Source organism: bacterium (assembly GCA_023382385.1).
Taxonomy (GTDB): Bacteria; Electryoneota; RPQS01; order RPQS01; family RPQS01; genus JABWCQ01.
Map to the genome: position 1 here is coordinate 179,871 of JAHDVH010000001.1, position 18,058 is coordinate 197,928.

General features: G+C 53.6%; 17 protein-coding genes and 2 tRNA genes. 18 read left to right on the forward strand and 1 reads right to left on the reverse strand.

Features of this window, described 5'->3' with window-relative positions:
* Positions 1–4: 4 nt before the first annotated feature.
* From KJZ99_00780 to KJZ99_00810, 7 genes are all read left to right on the forward strand, one after another.
* Positions 5–571, forward strand: coding sequence for a class II aldolase/adducin family protein (locus tag KJZ99_00780; GenBank protein ID MCL4304432.1), 567 nt, complete (start codon positions 5–7; stop codon positions 569–571).
* Positions 568–1,590 carry a tRNA (adenosine(37)-N6)-threonylcarbamoyltransferase complex transferase subunit TsaD gene (gene tsaD, locus KJZ99_00785; protein ID MCL4304433.1) on the forward strand — a complete coding sequence of 341 codons (1,023 nt, stop codon included), beginning with the start codon at positions 568–570 and terminating at the stop codon, positions 1,588–1,590. Before KJZ99_00780 ends, tsaD begins: the two co-directional genes overlap by 4 nt.
* Positions 1,587–3,755 carry a hypothetical protein gene (locus KJZ99_00790; GenBank protein MCL4304434.1) on the forward strand — a complete coding sequence of 723 codons (2,169 nt, stop codon included), beginning with the start codon at positions 1,587–1,589 and terminating at the stop codon, positions 3,753–3,755. Before tsaD ends, KJZ99_00790 begins: the two co-directional genes overlap by 4 nt.
* A gap of 8 nt (positions 3,756–3,763) precedes the next feature.
* Positions 3,764–5,305: an acyl-CoA carboxylase subunit beta gene (locus KJZ99_00795; GenBank protein ID MCL4304435.1), complete on the forward strand. Its 1,542-nt coding sequence runs from the start codon at positions 3,764–3,766 to the stop codon at positions 5,303–5,305.
* A gap of 27 nt (positions 5,306–5,332) precedes the next feature.
* The gene (locus tag KJZ99_00800; protein MCL4304436.1) at positions 5,333–5,803 is read left to right on the forward strand and encodes a response regulator; all 471 of its coding nucleotides are present in this window, start codon (positions 5,333–5,335) and stop codon (positions 5,801–5,803) included.
* Between the two features lie 23 nt (positions 5,804–5,826).
* Positions 5,827–6,273, forward strand: a complete 447-nt coding sequence (locus KJZ99_00805; GenBank protein MCL4304437.1) for a hypothetical protein — start codon at positions 5,827–5,829, stop codon at positions 6,271–6,273.
* A 128-nt stretch (positions 6,274–6,401) separates the two neighbouring features.
* On the forward strand, positions 6,402–7,940 hold the full coding sequence (locus tag KJZ99_00810) for an FAD-dependent thymidylate synthase (GenBank protein ID MCL4304438.1): 1,539 nt from the start codon (positions 6,402–6,404) through the stop codon (positions 7,938–7,940).
* A 404-nt stretch (positions 7,941–8,344) separates the two neighbouring features.
* On the opposite strand, the gene KJZ99_00815 is transcribed toward KJZ99_00810, so the two are convergent.
* Entirely contained in the window at positions 8,345–9,166 is an 822-nt protein-coding gene (locus KJZ99_00815) for a DMT family transporter (protein MCL4304439.1), read from the reverse strand.
* A gap of 336 nt (positions 9,167–9,502) precedes the next feature.
* On the opposite strand from KJZ99_00815, the gene KJZ99_00820 reads away from it, so the two are divergent.
* The 11 genes from KJZ99_00820 to nusA all read left to right on the forward strand — a co-directional run bounded on the left by KJZ99_00820 (position 9,503) and on the right by nusA (position 18,049).
* Positions 9,503–9,588, forward strand: a tRNA-Leu gene (locus KJZ99_00820).
* Between the two features lie 80 nt (positions 9,589–9,668).
* Positions 9,669–10,670 (forward strand): phosphoribosylformylglycinamidine cyclo-ligase, encoded by a 1,002-nt coding sequence (gene purM, locus KJZ99_00825; GenBank protein ID MCL4304440.1) that lies wholly within the window; start codon positions 9,669–9,671, stop codon positions 10,668–10,670.
* Entirely contained in the window at positions 10,667–11,263 is a 597-nt protein-coding gene (gene plsY / locus KJZ99_00830) for a glycerol-3-phosphate 1-O-acyltransferase PlsY (GenBank protein ID MCL4304441.1), read from the forward strand. The genes purM and plsY overlap by 4 nt, the downstream gene beginning before the upstream one ends.
* Position 11,264: 1 nt before the next feature.
* Positions 11,265–12,260 (forward strand): NAD(P)-dependent glycerol-3-phosphate dehydrogenase, encoded by a 996-nt coding sequence (locus KJZ99_00835; GenBank protein MCL4304442.1) that lies wholly within the window; start codon positions 11,265–11,267, stop codon positions 12,258–12,260.
* 15 nt (positions 12,261–12,275) lie between these two features.
* Complete coding sequence (asnS, locus tag KJZ99_00840; protein ID MCL4304443.1) at positions 12,276–13,586, forward strand: asparagine--tRNA ligase; 1,311 nt, start codon at positions 12,276–12,278, stop codon at positions 13,584–13,586.
* Positions 13,587–13,591: 5 nt separating this feature from the next.
* Positions 13,592–13,885 (forward strand): acylphosphatase, encoded by a 294-nt coding sequence (locus KJZ99_00845; protein ID MCL4304444.1) that lies wholly within the window; start codon positions 13,592–13,594, stop codon positions 13,883–13,885.
* Position 13,886: 1 nt separating this feature from the next.
* Positions 13,887–15,293, forward strand: a complete 1,407-nt coding sequence (locus KJZ99_00850) for an FAD-binding protein (GenBank protein ID MCL4304445.1) — start codon at positions 13,887–13,889, stop codon at positions 15,291–15,293.
* Positions 15,294–15,337: 44 nt separating this feature from the next.
* Positions 15,338–15,411: transfer RNA gene (locus KJZ99_00855), tRNA-Arg, on the forward strand.
* 54 nt (positions 15,412–15,465) lie between these two features.
* Positions 15,466–16,146: a tetratricopeptide repeat protein gene (locus KJZ99_00860; GenBank protein MCL4304446.1), complete on the forward strand. Its 681-nt coding sequence runs from the start codon at positions 15,466–15,468 to the stop codon at positions 16,144–16,146.
* A 116-nt stretch (positions 16,147–16,262) separates the two neighbouring features.
* Positions 16,263–16,733, forward strand: a complete 471-nt coding sequence (locus KJZ99_00865) for a hypothetical protein (GenBank protein ID MCL4304447.1) — start codon at positions 16,263–16,265, stop codon at positions 16,731–16,733.
* Entirely contained in the window at positions 16,730–18,049 is a 1,320-nt protein-coding gene (gene nusA, locus KJZ99_00870; GenBank protein ID MCL4304448.1) for a transcription termination factor NusA, read from the forward strand. Before KJZ99_00865 ends, nusA begins: the two co-directional genes overlap by 4 nt.
* The last annotated feature ends 9 nt before the right edge of the window (positions 18,050–18,058 follow it).

Here is an 18,058-nt window from a genome sequence, read left to right on the forward strand (position 1 = left end):
AACTTTGTCCGATATCCTGAAACAGGAGCTGCTGCATGCTGCGAAGGTCCTTGCAGCAAGTGGATGCCTGCCTGCAACTGACGGGAACTTCTCCGTTAGGGTGAACGAGTCTCAAGTGCTTGTCACCAAACGCGGAATCGAGAAAAGGAATCTTCAACCATCCGATCTCATTCTCGTTGAGATTGCCGATCCAAAACCGCATGGCGCCTCCAGTGAATGGCAACTCCATCGCGCGCTTTATCTTAGTCGGCCGGAAGTCCACGCCATTTTGCACGTACATGCCCCCCATTTAGGTTCATTTGCCGCTGTAGGAAAACTGCCGAACAAGCACCTGTTGATCGAAGCAGAAGCAACTCTCGGTGGACTCGCCCTAATACCTTTCATTGAACCTGGTACCGCAGAGCTTGGTGAGGCAGCAGTTTCGCATGGCAAGAACGCCGGAGTTCTTCTACTGGAGAGGCACGGTGTGGTTGCCGTCGGAGTGACCATTCGGGAAGCCCTTTATCGACTCGAAAGAGCCGAACTACTTGCAAAGATTGAGCTTGGGGCAAGATTACTCTTAGATTCATGACGATTCTTGCTCTCGAATCGAGTTGCGACGAAAACTCGGCTGCAATACTCGTCGATGGGCGAGTGAAGTCGCTCGAGACGGTCACCCAAAAAGTGCACGTTGAGTGGGGGGGAGTAGTCCCGGAGCTTGCGGGGCGGTCCCACCTTAGATTGCAGGATGAAATCGTGTGCCGGGCGCTTGATAGTGCCGGAATCCACCTTGGAGAGGTTGATTACGTGGCGTCGACCAGCGGACCCGGTTTAGTCGGGTCGTTGTTGGTCGGATACTACTATGGTACGGCACTCGCGTTATCTATGGGTGTTCCGTTCATTCCAGTGCATCATATGGAAGCACATTTATGGTCCATCGAACTGGACCGTGACCCGCTTCCCTTGCCGGCTCTCGTCTTGCTCGTCAGCGGTGGACACACTCTGTTGCTGCTTGTCAGGGGATTTCGGAACTACGAATTGCTTGGACACACTCGCGACGACGCCTTAGGCGAGGCCTATGACAAGGTTGGTAAGCTGCTGGGCCTGAGTTTCCCAGCAGGAGCGGAAATCGATAGACTTGCACAATTAGGCAGCGAAAGTGCGATCACCTTTCCAATTGCATTGCGCGACCACAGCTTGGATTTTAGCTATTCAGGACTCAAAACAGCGGTTGCGAACTGCGTGAAGCAGAACCCGGAATGGGCAAACTCAGAAAACCGTCCCGATTTGCTTGCTTCCTTTCAGCTTGCCGCAATTCAATCCGCTCTCGAAAAAGTGGCGCTTGCCATGCATCGGTTTCCTGTCAGATCTATCGCAGCGGCAGGTGGGGTGGCGGCCAACAGTAAACTGAGGAGTGGATTAGCGGCGCTGTCCGAGAAGTTTGATGTCCAGCTGTCGGTACCCCCTATGAGATATTGTGCTGATAACGCTGCGATGGTTGGTTATGTCGCGCACAAGATGTTGGAACACGAGTTCGAAATTGAGTCGTTGCCCGTCCGGCCGCGTTGGCCGATCACAGAATTAGGAAACGTACAGACGAGCCCATATTGAGTTCATTGTTCGGTTTGTTAATGATACGTGGGATTACGTTTGGAACACCAGTACTGTATTTCGTGCTGGGTGGTCTGCTGCTGATTGGTCTGGCGTTTGTAGTCTACAGACAGACTCTTCCTCCTACCACAGTCGTTCGGCGTCGGCTGCTTGCCATCCTACGAGCGCTGGCGCTTGTCACTATTCTCTTTCTCTTGTTCGAGCCGGTACTGGGCTGGATAGACCAGCGGGAAGATCGTGCAAAAGTTCTGCTGCTGGTTGACCGCTCCGCTTCTATCGCACTTGCAGATCAGGGTGTGGTCCGTGACTCCATGGTTAATGAGTTTCTGAGTCGTTCGGAACTGCGTACTCTTACTGAATCGAATCAGCTCCGCGTCTACGCTTTCGGTGACACAGTCGTCCCCACAACCTTGGACTCGGTTCGCCTCATTGCACCCGCATTCGTAGGTACTGACCCTGCCTCGGCATGGGCGGCGGCAGTCTCTGAGTCGAGCGGTGAGGATATCGGCGCAATTATTGTTGTCACAGACGGCGCCCAAAATACAGGTCCGTCTCCAGAACGCGCGTCGAGCGTGTCCGATATCCCGATATTCACAGTAGGGGTCGGAGATACGACTCAGCATCGTGACGCATTGATCGCCGAACTGTTCACAAATGACATTGCCTATGAAGGCTCAACGGTTCCGGTGAAGGTTCGCGTGCGAGGCAACAGCGTATCTGGACAAAGGTCTCGCCTGCGCATCGTCGACTCGAAGTCAAGAACATTGCTGGATCAAGAAGTTAGTTTTCAGGGCGCTACCTATGAGCAGTCATTTGACGCTCAATTCCTTGCCGATAAGTCTGGGGACTTCCGGATTAGGGCGATCCTCGATTCTGTCTCGGGCGAATTGACCCTTGACAACAATCAGCGGTCACGGGTTATCCGGGTATTGGACTCTCGGTTCAAGGTAGTGGTGCTTGCCGGATCTCCTTCTGCCGATGTTACATTCACGTTGCAGTCGTTAGGACTCGACACTACACTGGCAATCATTCCGCTGGTCGAGAGCAAAACCGGATTTGTCGGCGGCGGAAAAAGCACCGAGGAATCTATTGCCGACGCGGATGCGTTCGTGCTGATCAACTATCCGACAGCCGGTTCGAATGCGGCAGTCTGGGACGCAGTTGCCAAGCGTATCACAGATCAAGGCATACCTTTTCTCTTTCACCACGGTCCGTCAGTCTCATTAGGTCGACTGAATAGGATTGCCGCACGGCTTCCGGTGGAGTTTCAACCTCAGGCGGCTTTTGATAAGGTGCTCTTACGTAGTGGTTCGTCACACAGTGCGATCAACGCCAGAGGAGATCTGCGAGCTAACTGGACGGACCTTCCACCAGTGCTGGGCGCAATCGGCAGGACGACGTCCAAACCCTTTGCCGTGGTCGTTGCGAATTTTGTTCCAGAGTCCACGCCTGAACTATCCGGCGGACCTGCAGTAGTCTTGGCAGATGTCAATCGACGGCGCAGTGCTGCGATCGCGGTGTATGAGACCTTCCGCTGGCAGCTCGGATTGGCAAAGAATGAGAGGGGGCGTCAGTTCTATGCGGATTTGCTGTCGAGAATTAGCTCTTGGTTGTTGGCACCAACAGACGAGCAACGCATCAAGATTACAGCGGACAAGAAGATCTATAGTGAAGGCGAGACTGTCAGATTTCAAGGACAGGTCTACGGCGAGGATCTTGCTCCGACCAACGATGCGACAGTGCTTGTCGAGATAACTTCGGGTGAACGTAAAGAGAGAGTCTCTCTCGTTGGCCGAGGTAACGGGCTGTATGAGGGTGAATTCGTTCCCTGGGAAACAGGGGACTACAATTTTAGCGGAGTTGCAATTGCCGCGGAGGATACTCTTGGCAAGGATGGCGGAACTTTTGTGGTCGAAGCCTTCAATTTGGAGTGGATCGAGTCGCGCTCGAGATTTGACGTTCTACAGACTGTAGCACGAAATTCGGGCGGTGTGTTCGTAACAGCGAGCCAGCCGGACTCACTCTTCTCAAGACTGCGTTTGCAAGAACGGATTATTGAGAATGTGCGCGAAATTCCACTATGGAATCGGCCGCTGCTGCTTTGGATATTGATTGGATTTCTGGCTATTGAGTGGTTGCTTCGTAAGCGGAGCGGCATGCTGTAATCTATAATATGAAGAACAAGTTTGATGAACTGAAGAACCGGCGCACGCTTTCAAAGCAGGGCGGAGGCGAGAGCCGCATTGAAGCGCAGCACAAGAAAGGCAAGTTGACGGCGCGCGAGCGTCTCGACATCCTACTTGACCCCGGGACATTCAATGAGATAGACGCGCTCGTCACGCACCGCTCCACTCAATTCGGTCTTGATAAGCAAACCGTTTACGGTGACGGTGTTGTCACGGGCTATGGCAAGATTGCCGGGCGGCTGGTGTACGTCTTTGCACAGGATTTCACCGCGTTTGGCGGTTCACTTTCTGAGGCTCACGGCAGGAAGATCTGCAAGATCATGGATCTTGCAATGAAGGTCGGCGTTCCCATTATTGGGCTGAATGATTCGGGTGGAGCTCGCGTGCAGGAAGGCGTTGTGTCTCTGGGCGCGTACGCGGACATCTTTCTGCGGAATACTTTGGCCTCGGGCGTAATCCCGCAAATCTCTGCAATCATGGGACCGTGCGCCGGCGGCGCAGTCTACAGTCCCGCGATCACCGACTTCACGCTGATGGTCGAAGGCACAAGCAACATGTTCGTGACCGGGCCGAAGGTTGTCAAGACCGTGACTCACGAAGATATTACGAGCGAGGAATTGGGCGGAGCCAACACCCATGCGACGAAATCCGGCGTTGCACACTTTGCCTGCCCCAACGAGGCGCACTGTCTGCTCACAATTCGCAAGCTGATGAGCTACATTCCCCAGAACAACATGGAGGATCCTCCACGACGTTCGGCTCCTCAGCAACCTTTGTTGGACGAAACTCTGGACACTTTCATTCCGGCTGAAGCGACCAAGCCGTACGACATCAAGCATGTGATAACCCGAGTCGTTGACACGGATTCATTTCTCGAGGTGCATGCGGATTGGGCGCAGAACATAGTTGTCGGATTTGGCACATTCGCTGGCCGCTCTGTTGGAATTGTGGCTAACCAGCCTGAAGTTCTTGCCGGAGTCCTGGATATAGACTCGTCCCGCAAAGGTGCGCGCTTCGTGAGATTCTGCGACGCTTTCAACATTCCGCTCGTGACATTCGTGGATGTTCCGGGATTTCTCCCGGGGGTTGAACAAGAGTGGGGTGGAATCATCATGAATGGGGCAAAGCTTCTGTACGCATACTGTGAAGCTACCGTCCCAAAGATCACGGTGATCACTCGCAAGGCCTATGGCGGCGCGTATGACGTTATGAGTTCTAAGCATATTAGGGGGGATCTGAACTTCGCTTGGCCCACCGCCGAGATTGCGGTCATGGGCGCTCCCGGTGCTGTTGAGATCATATTTGCAAAGGAAATTCAGTCTGCAGAGAATCCGGAGGCTGCGAAGGCAAAGTTCGTCGAAGAGTACACAAATCTCTTTGCCAATCCTTTTGAAGCCGCTGCTTACGGCTACATTGATGAAGTTATCGACCCGCGTGAGACGCGCGCGCGGATCATCAGCGGACTGGAACTGCTGGAGAACAAGGTGGACAGCAACCCGCGCAAAAAGCACGGCAATATTCCACTTTAGGCGTGTCAAGCAAATTGGGAGGAGCACATGGCCCGCATTCTGCTAATTGATGATGATCAGGACTACCGCGCCGTGCTGCGGGAGTTTATTGAGGCGCGCGGGCATACTGTTCTGGAAGCGGAGTCCGCCCGAGACGGTGCCGACATTTTCTTGAAGGAAAAGATTGACCTCGTGGTATCGGACTTCATTATGCCGGAGAAGTCTGGCATGGAGCTGCTTTCAGAGTTAAGGGCGATCCACCCGAAGGTTCTCTTTATCATGGTAACCGGCTTTGCGACGTTGGACACCGCAAAGGAAGCCATCCGGTTGGGAGCCTATGACATCCTCCCGAAGCCGGTTGAAATGGACCAATTGGCCGCGGTGATGCATCGGGCGCTCTCGACGATTGAACTGCAGACGCATCTTTCCACTGTGCGCGGTGTGAATTATGCGCTTCTGTTGTCCATTCCGCTTTGGCTTGGAGTCGGATATCTGCTGTTTCGCTTCATTGGACGGTGAACTTTGTCAGGCAGGAGGGCAGCATGTTCTCACGAGTTTTGAAATTTGTCGGCAGCCTTTGCGTAATTGGTGTGATATTGCTGTCGGCAGCGTGCCGCAACAAGACCAGCACGGGACCGGATAATCCCAATCCACCGGGAGACGAGACTTTTCGTCTCGTATTTGATGCCCCGGACACCATTCGCTACGGCACATACACAACCATTGTGGTTCGGCTATTCAAGGGCACGGGCATGGCGGTCAACGACACCCTGCTTCTGGCTGTAGATTCTGCTCCCGGCTATCTGCACGACTATCTGGTGATACCTCAGTCGGATACCATAAACGTGAATGGCGGGTGCGGCGCGAATCCATGTGTGCGCTATCGCTGTGATGACACCACACAGGCCAAAGACTTCGTCATGGGGTACGCAATCTCGAATGGCGACACAGTAGCCACCCAGAGTATCGGCTTCTTTCTCGGGCACTAACGTGCGCAAGAAACTCCACAAGGCCGCTTTGATCTAAAGCGGCCTTTTTCCTGCCAAATGTTTGAAAGTGGAGAAATCCGGACAGATTCCGTATCATTCACCAGCTCACTCAATTCCAACCAATTCCCATGCCCCCGATCGTCCGCCTTGCCGGTTACAATGTAGATGCCGAACTACTGTCTGAGACATTGGACATTCTTCACCAGTTGGATGACCTGTCCAAGTCGGTAGGAGCGGGGTCTTCTGCTTCGGACCTTCGGGCAGCCATTGAACGGCTGGGCGAAGATCTCCGTAGCAGGATTGATTTCGAAGCGTTCACCCCGGAGACGATTTCGGCCGCTTATGCTCGAATCAGCCGTGATCCTTCCCATGTCACAGAGCTTCGCCGCTCCGCAAGATTTGCCGTCGCGCGAGCACGAAAGTCCAACGAGAATATTATCTTCGGACTTGGACACGCGTCAGTAGCTGAGCATGCCGTCTTTAACTTTGACGTATCCCACTTATCCCGGCTTGCCGCAGAGGAACTTCAGTACCACCGGTTGCAGAGTTTCACTGAGAAGTCACAGCGTTACATCACTATTGGCGAGGAGTTCGTTGTACCACAGGAACTGCATGGCTCTGGTCTGGAGGAGAAATTCCGCGCTGTAGTTCAGGATCTATTTGCTGCCTATGGCGAGATTCTGAAGAGCCTTCATGAACATCATCAACCGGAAGACACTGCCGGACTCTCTAAGACAGAACTCAGGGATATCGAGAATCGCGCCAAAGAGGATGCACGCTATCTCCTCCCGCTCGCGTGTCTGACACAAATGGGGATGACTGTAAACGCGCGGAATCTGGAGCATCTACTCTGGGAGCTTTCCGATCACCCGCTTTCCGAATTACGCGACCTTGGGCAGGCTTTTCACAAGGCTGTCGGAGGTCTCACACCGTCGTTGGTGAAGTACACGACACGCGGCAGGTTTCCACGTGAAACGCGGGTCAGGCTCGTTCCTAAGCGTAGCGAGAAACCAAATAAAGACAATAGGATAGAGTTCTGGAGTGCGCCGAAAGTAAGCCTTATAGACTTCGACAAGTCCGCCGAAGAGCAGGTGTGGCGTGCGATGGCGTATGCGGCAGGCTATGAGTCAGATGCCACCGATTTTCCAAAAGATAAAGCATTCTGGAGAATACTTTTTGACGGTTTGGGTCCGCATGACCCCATGTTCAGGGAATTTGAAGTAGCTCGGGCAGTCTTTGACATCGAGATGAGCGCGACGTGCTACGCCCAGTTTAAACGGCACCGTCTCATGACCCAACTTGTGCGCGAGTATGACGCGGGCTATGCGGCAATAGTCCCGCCAGCCATCGAGCATACGGGACAAGGCACTGCTTTCAGAAACGGCGTGTTGCAGGCAGCGGAAGCCGCCTCGGAGCTTCAAGAGAGGAACCCGTTACTTGCACCGTACTTGCTGACAAATGCTCAGGTCAAGCAAGTGCGGGCGGCTCTCAATGCACGCGAGTTGTATCACCTGGCCCGTTTGAGATGTGATGCTCACGCGCAGTGGGAGATTCAGGAAGTTGCTAATAAAATGCTCGAACTTATGCACGATAAATGGCCGAACCTTCTCGCCTTAGCATGCGGAAAGGATCGCTTTGATGAGACATACCGAAGGTACTTCTCATAGTGAAGACGGCTCTCGATGCAAACAAAGCCCGGCCATTGGCCGGGCTTTGAAATTTCTGAACGTCGGAGTGGTGTCAGCCACGATCTTGGTGGGTCCCGGGGTATAAATGCGTAAACCTCGACCATCTCCGACGCTCATATCTGCAAGTTCTGCAAGAGAGTCTGCAATCTCTGTATTCCTCAAATGCAGAATTCGCGCCAGTTCGGCTTCTTCTATTTGTGATCGAAAATTCTATATTAGTATATTAAAAACTGATATTTACAAAAAGACTTCGCCCGCTAAGTCCGATCGCTGGCGAATCAATACGCAATACTACGCAAGAATTGCAAAAGTATTACACATTCTTGCATGTATCGGGCTAAGCTACTGTATTCCGCGAACGGAGGCCGTGATTCGTAGAGATCTCACCCAAAGGTAACTAAGTAGACACCGAAAACTGCCAGCACGATTCCGATAACACGCTGCATCGTCATGCGTTCCTTGAGAAATATCGCCGCGAAGACGAACACGAAGATGTTGCTCGTTTGATTCAGCGCGGACGCCTGCGAGGCCTGAGTGTATTTCATGCCTGCAAGCCATGTTATCAGAGCAAGGTACGCTCCCACAAACGACCCGCTGATTAGATATCCTCTGCCGTGCTGCACAAGTAACGAACGCAGGATGACAACACGCTCGCGGTTGATCGCAAGAATCAGCAACAGCGTTGCGATCCCGCCCAGTAATCTGATTTGCATTACCCACAGTAGAGAGCTTGTCTCCAGCAGAGGCTTCACGATGACAATTCCAACGGCCATGAAAGCCATTGCGAGCACTCCCCAAATCACCCCTGCCCAAAGCCCCGTGGGGTTCGCGCGGCTGGCGTGTTTCGTGTGAGTCGCCTCGAATACTGCTGAAATGATCAGTAGCACGCCGACAATCTGCCAAAGACTTAAGCGTTCGCCCAACCATATCATGGCTGCAGCAATCACCATTGGGCTGTAGAGGCAGTCAACGATAGACGACAGTGCCGCACCCAGCCGATTCAGGCTCATGAAGAACAACGTGTCCGCAATCCCAATCCCCATCGCTCCGCTGATTAGCAACAGACCTGTTTCTGAAGGTGTGAAAGCAGGCAGCAACGGTCCTTCAAAGAGGAGTATGGTGGGGAAAATCAGTACGGCACCCAAGACGTTTTTGAAGAGGTTCAAGGCAATCGGGTGCACGATCTCGCCGCTCTTCTTGAACAAGATAACAGCGAATGCCCAAATCAGGGCTGTGCTAAGCGCGAGAATCTCGCCGATGTGCGGGATGGAAGACAGTGTGAGAATTGACGGGAGTTAGGAATCAAACACGATTCGGGAAGTGCCAAGACCGCCTTAGTCTGTCACAAGATAGCCTTGGCCCCAAGAAAAGTCAAATGACAGATCAGACGTCAAATCACCAGGGCTGCTTGCATTTTTGGGGCTAAGTCTCTATATTCCAGCTTACGTTACGACCGCTATCCACCAGCTTCTGCGTGACCGCTATAGTAATTGGCCCCCCACGATTACTAAGCTCCGCTCCGCTGGTGGTATTTTTTCCCCGCCGGGGTGGCGGAACTGGTAGACGCAGCAGACTCAAAATCTGCCGGGGGTTACCCCCCGTGCCGGTTCGATTCCGGCCCTCGGCACCCGGCGCGACGGGCCGCACCCTCGGTGCGGCCTTTGTCATGTTTAGCACCTTATTTATTTTCAAACTCTTAAAGTTCAAATGTCGTCCTCTTATTCGAGTTCCGGCGTAGACCTTTCCCGATCGGCAACGGCAAAGTCGCTGATCGCGAAGGCCGCCAAGTCCACTCATACTGATGCGGTCCTGCGTGGGATCGGGCTGTTCGGGGGGTTCTTTGCACTGGACGACGCTCCCGATGGGCAGGTTCTGGTCGCATCGACAGACGGGGTAGGGACGAAGGTCTTGCTTGCCGCACAAATGAAGAAGCTTGAAGGTCTGGGCGAAGACCTTGTCCACCACTCCATCAACGACATAATGGTCTGCGGAGCGAAGCCTCTTTTCTTTCTCGACTATTTGGCTTTTGGGAAGCTCGATCCGGAGTTAGCCGGGTCACTTGCTGAAAGTCTGGCTCGCGGCTGCAGGGCGCACGGGGTCGCGCTTATCGGTGGTGAGACTGCCGAAATGCCAGGGCTTTATGAAGAAGGACACTTTGATCTTGCGGGGACGATTGTGGGCACGGTCCGGCGGGATCGAATTCTTGACGGGGCGCGTGTGAAAAGAGGAGACATTCTGCTCGGACTTGAGTCCAGCGGCCCGCACACGAACGGTTACTCACTAATTCGCAAAGTCCTCGATCCGAAACTGCGTTCCGGCGATCTTGCCGGAATGAGACTGAGCGATGGCACCTTGTTCAGCGATGCGGTTTTGGCGCCACATCGCTGCTACTGGAACATAATCGAGCCGTTGCTTACAAACTCCAACCTGCACGCGATGTCGCACATTACGGGCGGTGGTCTGGTTGAGAATACAGAGCGCGTGTTGCGTGAAGGTCAGAGACTCGAAGTAGACTGGAATTCTTGGGAGTTTCCCGAGCTGTTTCGATTGATTCAGCAGTGGGGCCAAATCAGCGATGACGAAATGTGGCGAGTATTCAACTGCGGAATTGGTCTGGTGCTGATCGTTGCCGAAGATTACGTGACCGAGTTTCAGGCGTACTTTGCCACGCGGAAGGAGCCGGTGCACGTCATCGGACGAGTGGTGTGAGCGCATACCTTGCCGCTTTGGTCGGCTACGTTATCGGTGGGATACCCACAGGAATTTGGCTCTCCAAGTGGATTGCCGGCACCGATCCACGTGAGATAGGTTCGCGAAGCTCCGGTGCCACGAACGTTTCTCGCGTGCTTGGCAGGAAGTGGGGCGCGTTGGTTTTGATATTGGACGCATTGAAAGGATATCTGCCCGTCGCTTACCTTGCTCCGCTGCTTTTAGGTGGAGACGACCACGCAGGAGCAATCGTCATGGCTTTTAGCACGGTTGCGGGACACGTCTTCACACCTTTTGCACGATTCAAGGGAGGCAAGGGAGTTGCCACCTCTGCCGGTGCGATGGCTGCGATCAGCCTTGCCTCATTAGGTTGGTCGCTGGCTGTCTGGGCAATCGTGTTTGGAGTGACTCGTCGCGTCTCTGCCGCTTCGCTCACCGCAGCTGCCGCATTTCCTGTTATACTACTCGCGGGAGCAGAACCCTATCCGCCCGTTGTGATTATCGGGGGAGTTGTTATCGCTCTCTTTCTCTTCTATACGCATCGCGAGAACATCGCACGACTGCTCTCTGGAACTGAACCGAGGTTTTTCTAAGATGAAAGTCGCGATACTCGGCGCGGGAAGTTGGGGAACGGCATTGGCGATTCATGCCGGACGGCTCGGTCACGAAGTAACGCTGTGGGCGCGTGATTCTCAGCTCGTACAGACTGTTGAACAGGACAGGATTAATGCGAAATACCTTCCGGGGCTACAGTTGCCTCACACTGTTCGCGTGACCGCAAGTCTTGAAAAGTCTTTGAGTCAAAGTGAGATCGTTTTTTTTGCAGTACCGATGCAGGAGACGAGGGAGTTTGTTCAACGCAACGACGCGCTTTTTCCAGAAGTAATATGGGTCGGTACCGCCAAAGGTATCGAGAGCGGCACGGGCAAACTCGAGCATGAAATCCTCGGAGAGTCTGCGACAAGATTCTCTATGAACAGATATGTCTGTCTGTCCGGCCCGACTTTGGCGGCGGAACTTGCGATGGGAATGCCAACGTCTGCCGTTGTTGCGAGCAGGAGTGAGGAGACTGCGAGAACAGTCCAAAGTGCATTCTCTTCTGAGCAGCTTAGGCTGTACCGCTCATCAGACGTGCGCGGAGTCGAATTTGCAGGGGCAATGAAGAATGTCATTGCGCTCGCGGCCGGGATGGTGGACGGCATGGGTTTCGGGGCCAATACGAAGGGCACGCTGATTACAAGGGGACTCACGGAACTGTCGCGGTTAGGGGAAGCGATTGGCGGCGATCGTAAGACGTTTATGGGCCTCTCCGGACTGGGAGATCTCGCCACAACCTGCATGTCGCCTCGCAGCAGGAACCGCACAGTCGGCGAGTTCATTGGCAGAGGTGAAACGCTTCCTGAGGCGATGAAGAAGACTGGTCAGGTCGCAGAAGGTGTTTGGACGGCGCGAGCTGCTTTTGAGTTGGGAATTAAGCACGGCATAGCGACACCCATCACAGCCGGAGTCTGTGCCGTCTTGGAGGGCAAGCTTTCCGCGCGGGATGCAGTCCGAGGATTAATGGAACGAGAGCTTAAAGAGGAAGACTAGCGATAAGAGGTGACTATGGTGACGCCGACTGCGCCACATGTGTATCTGCAGGACATAGCCGCATGGGACGGCAAAGATGTGACTCTGAAAGGATGGCTTTACAACAAGCGTTCTTCCGGCAAGATTCGGTTCGTGCTGCTTCGTGACGGCACGGGCGTTATTCAGTGCGTCGGATCCATCAAGGACATCGGCGAGGACGGATTCGCTGCAATCGACGCGATGACACAGGAGTCCTCGCTGATGGTCGTCGGAACAGTTCATGCCGACGAGCGAGCGCCCGGAGGATTTGAGCTGATTCTGAAGCAGGTCATTCCTGTTCAAGCGGCAATGGGAGAATTTCCCATTTCTCCAAAAGAGCACGGCACCGCCTTCCTGATGGATAATCGTCACCTTTGGCTCCGGAGCAAGCGGCAGGTGTCGATCATGCGCATTCGCCACTGTATCGTGAAGGCAATTCGTGACTTCTTTGATGAACGCGGGTTCACCCTTTTTGATCCTCCGATATTCACCAATGCAGCCTGCGAAGGGACATCCACGCTCTTTGAAACCGATTACTTTGGGGAGCCCGCCTATCTCAGTCAGTCCGGCCAGCTCTACGGGGAATGCGGGGCGATGGCACTTGGCAGGATCTACACATTCGGTCCGACTTTCCGTGCGGAGAAATCCAAAACCCGTCGTCACCTGACAGAGTTCTGGATGATTGAACCTGAAGTTGCGTACATGGATATGTGGGGTGCTGCGGAGCTTGCAGAGGACATGATCTGCTTTATTGTCCAGCGCGTATTAGAGACGCGCTCGGAGGACCTTAAAGTTATTGAGCGTGATGCGTCAATACTCGAGAAGATCAGGAAACCGTTCCCGCGCATCAGCTATAACGATGCAATTGAAGTCTTGAAACAGAACGGCCATGAGATAAGCTGGGGAGATGACATTGGCGGCGATGAAGAGACTACTATTTCCAATCAGTATGACCGTCCGGTAATCCTGCATCACTTTCCTGCGCACCTTAAGGCCTTCTACATGAAGCGTGATCCGGAAGACGACAAACTCGCATTGGGATTTGATATCCTTGCACCGGAAGGAAAAGGCGAGGTCGTGGGCGGAGGTCAGCGTGAAGACAGCTATGACGAGCTGGTCAAACGCGTGTTGGAGCACGGCTTGAAGGTCGAGGATTTTAGCTGGTATCTTGACTTGCGTAAGTTCGGCAGTGTTCCGCATGCGGGGTATGGTTTGGGGCTTGAACGGACGGTCGCTTGGCTCTGCGGATTGCCGCACGTCCGCGAGACGATTCCGTTCCCGAGAATGATCTCAAGGTTGAAGCCGTAATTGAAATGGGCGAGGAATTCCGTCGAGTCCGTGTAACTGTCAATGGCGTCGTACAAGGCGTCGGCTTTCGATGCTTTGTGCTTGAACGTGCACAGTCGCTGGGAGTAACGGGTTGGGTGCGAAACCTGCGAGACGGACGAGTAGAAGCTGAGCTGGAGGGACCTCAAGGATTGGTCAACATGATGATAGAGGCAATGCGGGAAGGGCCGACTTTTTCACATGTGACTTCTTTGAATCAATTTCCGCTCGGTGGTGGACAGGAGTTCACCGACTTCAGGGTGCGACCGGATGGACAGTAAGATGTGGCCGCAAGTAGTGCAGGAGCTCAGATCATTCCTCGATCCGGAGGATTTGCTGCATCCAGGTGACTTGAATTTCGACAAGTATGGCAGCGATGAGACTGAAGACCTGAATTTCCCTCCTCATGTTGTCGTGCGGCCTCGATCGGTCAAAGATGTTCAAACCGCAGTCAGGATCGCCGCAAAACATCGCTCGCCAATAGTTGCGCGTGGCGGCGGCACAGGACTGTCCGGCGGAGCATTACCGGTCTGCGGTGGCATAGTCCTGTCCACGGAGCGATTGAATAGGATCATCGAAATCGACAGTAAGAACTTCTTCGTGACATGCGAGCCGGGAGTGATTACTCAGATTCTTCAAGAGGAAGTGGAGAAGGTCGGACTCTTCTATCCCGTTGATCCTGCCAGCCGCGGCTCCTGTACAATCGGCGGAAATGTGGCGGAGGGGGCAGGCGGGCCTCGAGCATTGAAGTACGGGACAACGAAAGACTACGTGTATGGGTTGGATGTCGTTCTGGCGAGCGGAGAACTCGCTCGCTACGGGGGCAAACGACTGAAAGATGTGACCGGCTTCAATATGACCCAGCTGTTTGTCGGCAGCGAAGGCACGCTGGGGATTGTAGTTGGGATAACGCTCAAACTGCTGCCGCGTCCCCAATTCCGCCGTACCTTACTGGCACCGTTTGGGTCTCTGGATTCCGCAGCCGAAGCCGTGCCGCGCATCCTTGAAGCAGGAGTCATCCCGTGCGCGCTTGAGTTCATGGAACAGGCGTGCCTTCAGGCTATTCAAGCCCGGAGATCGGAGGCGGTTCCATATGCTGATGCAGCCGCATGCCTATTGATAGAGATCGATGGCATGCATGAGGAACAGCTGGATAGTGAAATGATGGAAGTCGGCGCGATCCTGCAATCTTGCGGGGCACTCGATGTAAACGTGGCAGAGTCACCGCAGCAGCAAGAAAAGCTTTGGGAGATTCGGCGCGCAGCAGGCGAAGCAACCAAGGCAATCAGCCCCTATAAGGAAGAAGACACAGTCGTGCCGCGCTCCAAGCTTCCGCAGCTTATTCGGGGAGTTCACGAGATCTGCGACAAGTGGAAGGTCCGCGTAATTTGCTACGGCCACGCTGGCGACGGTAACATCCATTGCAACCTCCTGCGCGAGTCCACGGAAGCAACAGAGTGGGAGCGGCGAACCTCCGGCGCTATCCCTGAGATTTTTGACCTCACGGTCTCCCTTGGTGGAACAATCAGCGGCGAGCACGGAATCGGGTGGGTTCAAAAGAAATATCTCTCGCAAGCGCTAAGCGATGTTGAGATTGCGACGATGAGGTCGGTCAAGCAAGCCTTGGATCCCTTCGCAATTCTGAATCCGGGAAAAATCTTTCCTGACCCAGTCAAACAGGGCACTTGACATCAAGGCGGAAGAGCCCTATATTATTAGGTTTGCTGGGACATGCCCCCGTAGCTCAGATGGATAGAGCGAGAGTTTCCTAAACTCTGCGTCGGAGGTTCGAGTCCTCTCGGGGGTACGAAGGACTCGACGGTGACGCAACACAAGACTTTTCATAAACAAAGCATAATCAATGGCTAAAGCAGCAGCCACACGCGGCGGACGGCTTACAAAAAGCGATCTCAAGCACGACACTCTGGTCGAGACAGCGGCCAAGGCAGAGCATTTCTATCACGAGCACAAGAATACTGTCTGGATGGTGGCAGGGGGGATAGTCGCGATCATCCTGGTCGTGATCGGGCTTCAGGCTTGGATGGGTAGTTCTGCTACTCAGGCAAGTTATGAGATATTCCTTGCCAAATCCTTATACGGGCAGCAACGTCTGGCCGAGGCACAGGCACAGTTTCACACCGTCCAGGCCGCTCATGGCGGGGCCACTGCCGCCGAGGCGCAATACTACCTTTCGCGCATAAAATTCGACCAAGGCGATTTCGCTGGAGCTTTGGCCGGATTTGAGGCATGTCTGAAGGACTATTCCCCCGATAAGGAAACGGCCTTGGGTGCCGAAGCCGGCGTAGCAAGCACACTGGAGGCGCTCGGACGCAAAGAAGAAGCCGCGCAGAGGTATGAACAAGTCGCGCAGAAATTCCCCAAAGCGGCCTTCGCCGCAGAGGGGTTAAACAGTGCAGCGAGGATATATCTCGAAATAAATCAAAAGGATAAGGCAATTTCTGTGCTCGACAGAATTGTTCAGAATTATCCGGATTCTCAGTCGGCGACGCGCGCGCGAACTTTGTTGGGCCAGCTTCGCTAATTATCGCTGGGACTTGCCATTGGTGCCCTGTTTTCGTATATTTGAGGAAATGTGATTCCTTATTAGAAAGTGGGCCCGCGCCCGCTTTTTTGTTTATCTACGGTGAGCAATAGGTCTTGGATCGAGTGGAGCAAGTTGCGCAGCAGTTACTTAGGGAACACGGGTTCGTGTTGCTCGAGTATTCTCATGTCGAGCGCAATGGAAGCACGCAATTGCGGATAGTAGGTGATCGGGAGATTGGCAATATCTCTATTGAAGACTGCGCCCAGCTGACGAGGGAGCTGCGAAACCTGATCATCGAGCAGAATTTGCTATCCGATGATTTTCGCATTGAGGTCAGTTCGCCCGGCTTGGATTATCCACTTCGTGAGGACTGGCAATTTCGAAAAAACGTCGGACGTCTCTTGAAAGTTCGAATTCCGGGTGCAAAGGGTCCTAAGGAGATACGCGGCCGGTTGGTAGAGTATGATGAAAACACAGGTTTAACCTTGCAAGCAGAATCTCAGGTGTACAGGCTCGAACGACCGGACGTGTTGGCGGCAGTGGTCCTACCTGAATTCAAGAAACCATTGGGGTTCAAGGAATGAATACTCCGATAGTCGAAGCCATCGGTCAAATTCTCCAAGACAAGAGCATTGACCGCGATGCGTTTCGCGAGATCATCGAAGGGGTGTTTCACGCGATGATCAAGAAGAAATATGGGAACGCCGAGAATTTCGACGTCATTTTCAATATTGAAAAGGGTGATATCGAGATCTTCTGCGAGAAAGAGATCGTCGATGATGACGACCTGACGGACCCTGTGACGCAGATGCCGCTTTCACGTGCTCTGCGAATCGACGAGGATCTCGATATCGGCGATACCTACGCCGAGCTTGTGGATGTAAACGAGTTCGGCAGGCGACTGGTGATGACGGCCAGACAGAATCTCACGCAAAAAATCCGCGAGATTGAGAAAGAGAATATCTACCAGGAATTCTCATCTCGCATCGGCGAGATTGTTACGGGCGAGATCCATCAGATTAATCGTCGTGAGATTCGGATCCACCTCGACAGATACGAAGCGATTATGCCCAAGTCCGAGCAGGTGTATAACGAGAAGTATGTTCGCGGCAAGACAATTCGCGCGATCATCAAAGAAGTTCGCAAGACGACCAAGGATCCTGAAGTTGTCATTTCCCGTGCTGATCCGAGCTTTGTCACACGGCTGTTTGAGCTTGAAGTGCCTGAGATTTTCGACAGTATCATTGAAATTATGGGCGTGGCTCGTGAGCCGGGCGATCGCACCAAGATTGCAGTTCGCAGCCACGACAAGCGGATTGATCCGGTCGGTGCGTGCGTGGGAATGAAGGGTATTCGCATTCAAGCCGTAGTTCGCGAGCTTGGCGGGGAGAAGATCGACATCATTCACTGGAGCGCAGACCCGGAAATTTACGTCAAGCGCGCAATGTCTCCAGCGACGCCGCTGCTCGTCGTATACGACAACGAGTCGCACTCTGCCACGGTGGTTGTGCCGGACGACCAGATACAATTTGCGGTAGGCAAGCGGGGTCAGAACTTGCGACTCGCATCCGATCTGACAAATATCCCGATTGAGCCGATCAAGGAGTCGGAGTATTTGGCGCCCGATCCATTACAGCTCGCTGAAGTCAACGAGCTGGATGAAGATACGAAAACCAAGCTGATTGAGGCCGGATTCGAAACGGCGGACGAAGTGCTTGACGCAGGCGAAGAAAAGGTGATGACCTTGACGAAGTTCAGCGTTGATCAGGTCCACAGTATCATGTCAATTCTCAACAGCTACTTTGTCACGGAAGAAAGCTCTGAATCAGCCGGTTCTCCCAAGAGTCCTGACGAAGCAAACGCCTCACAGACTGAATCTGAATCGAAGATTGAGGGATAAGGAATTTCC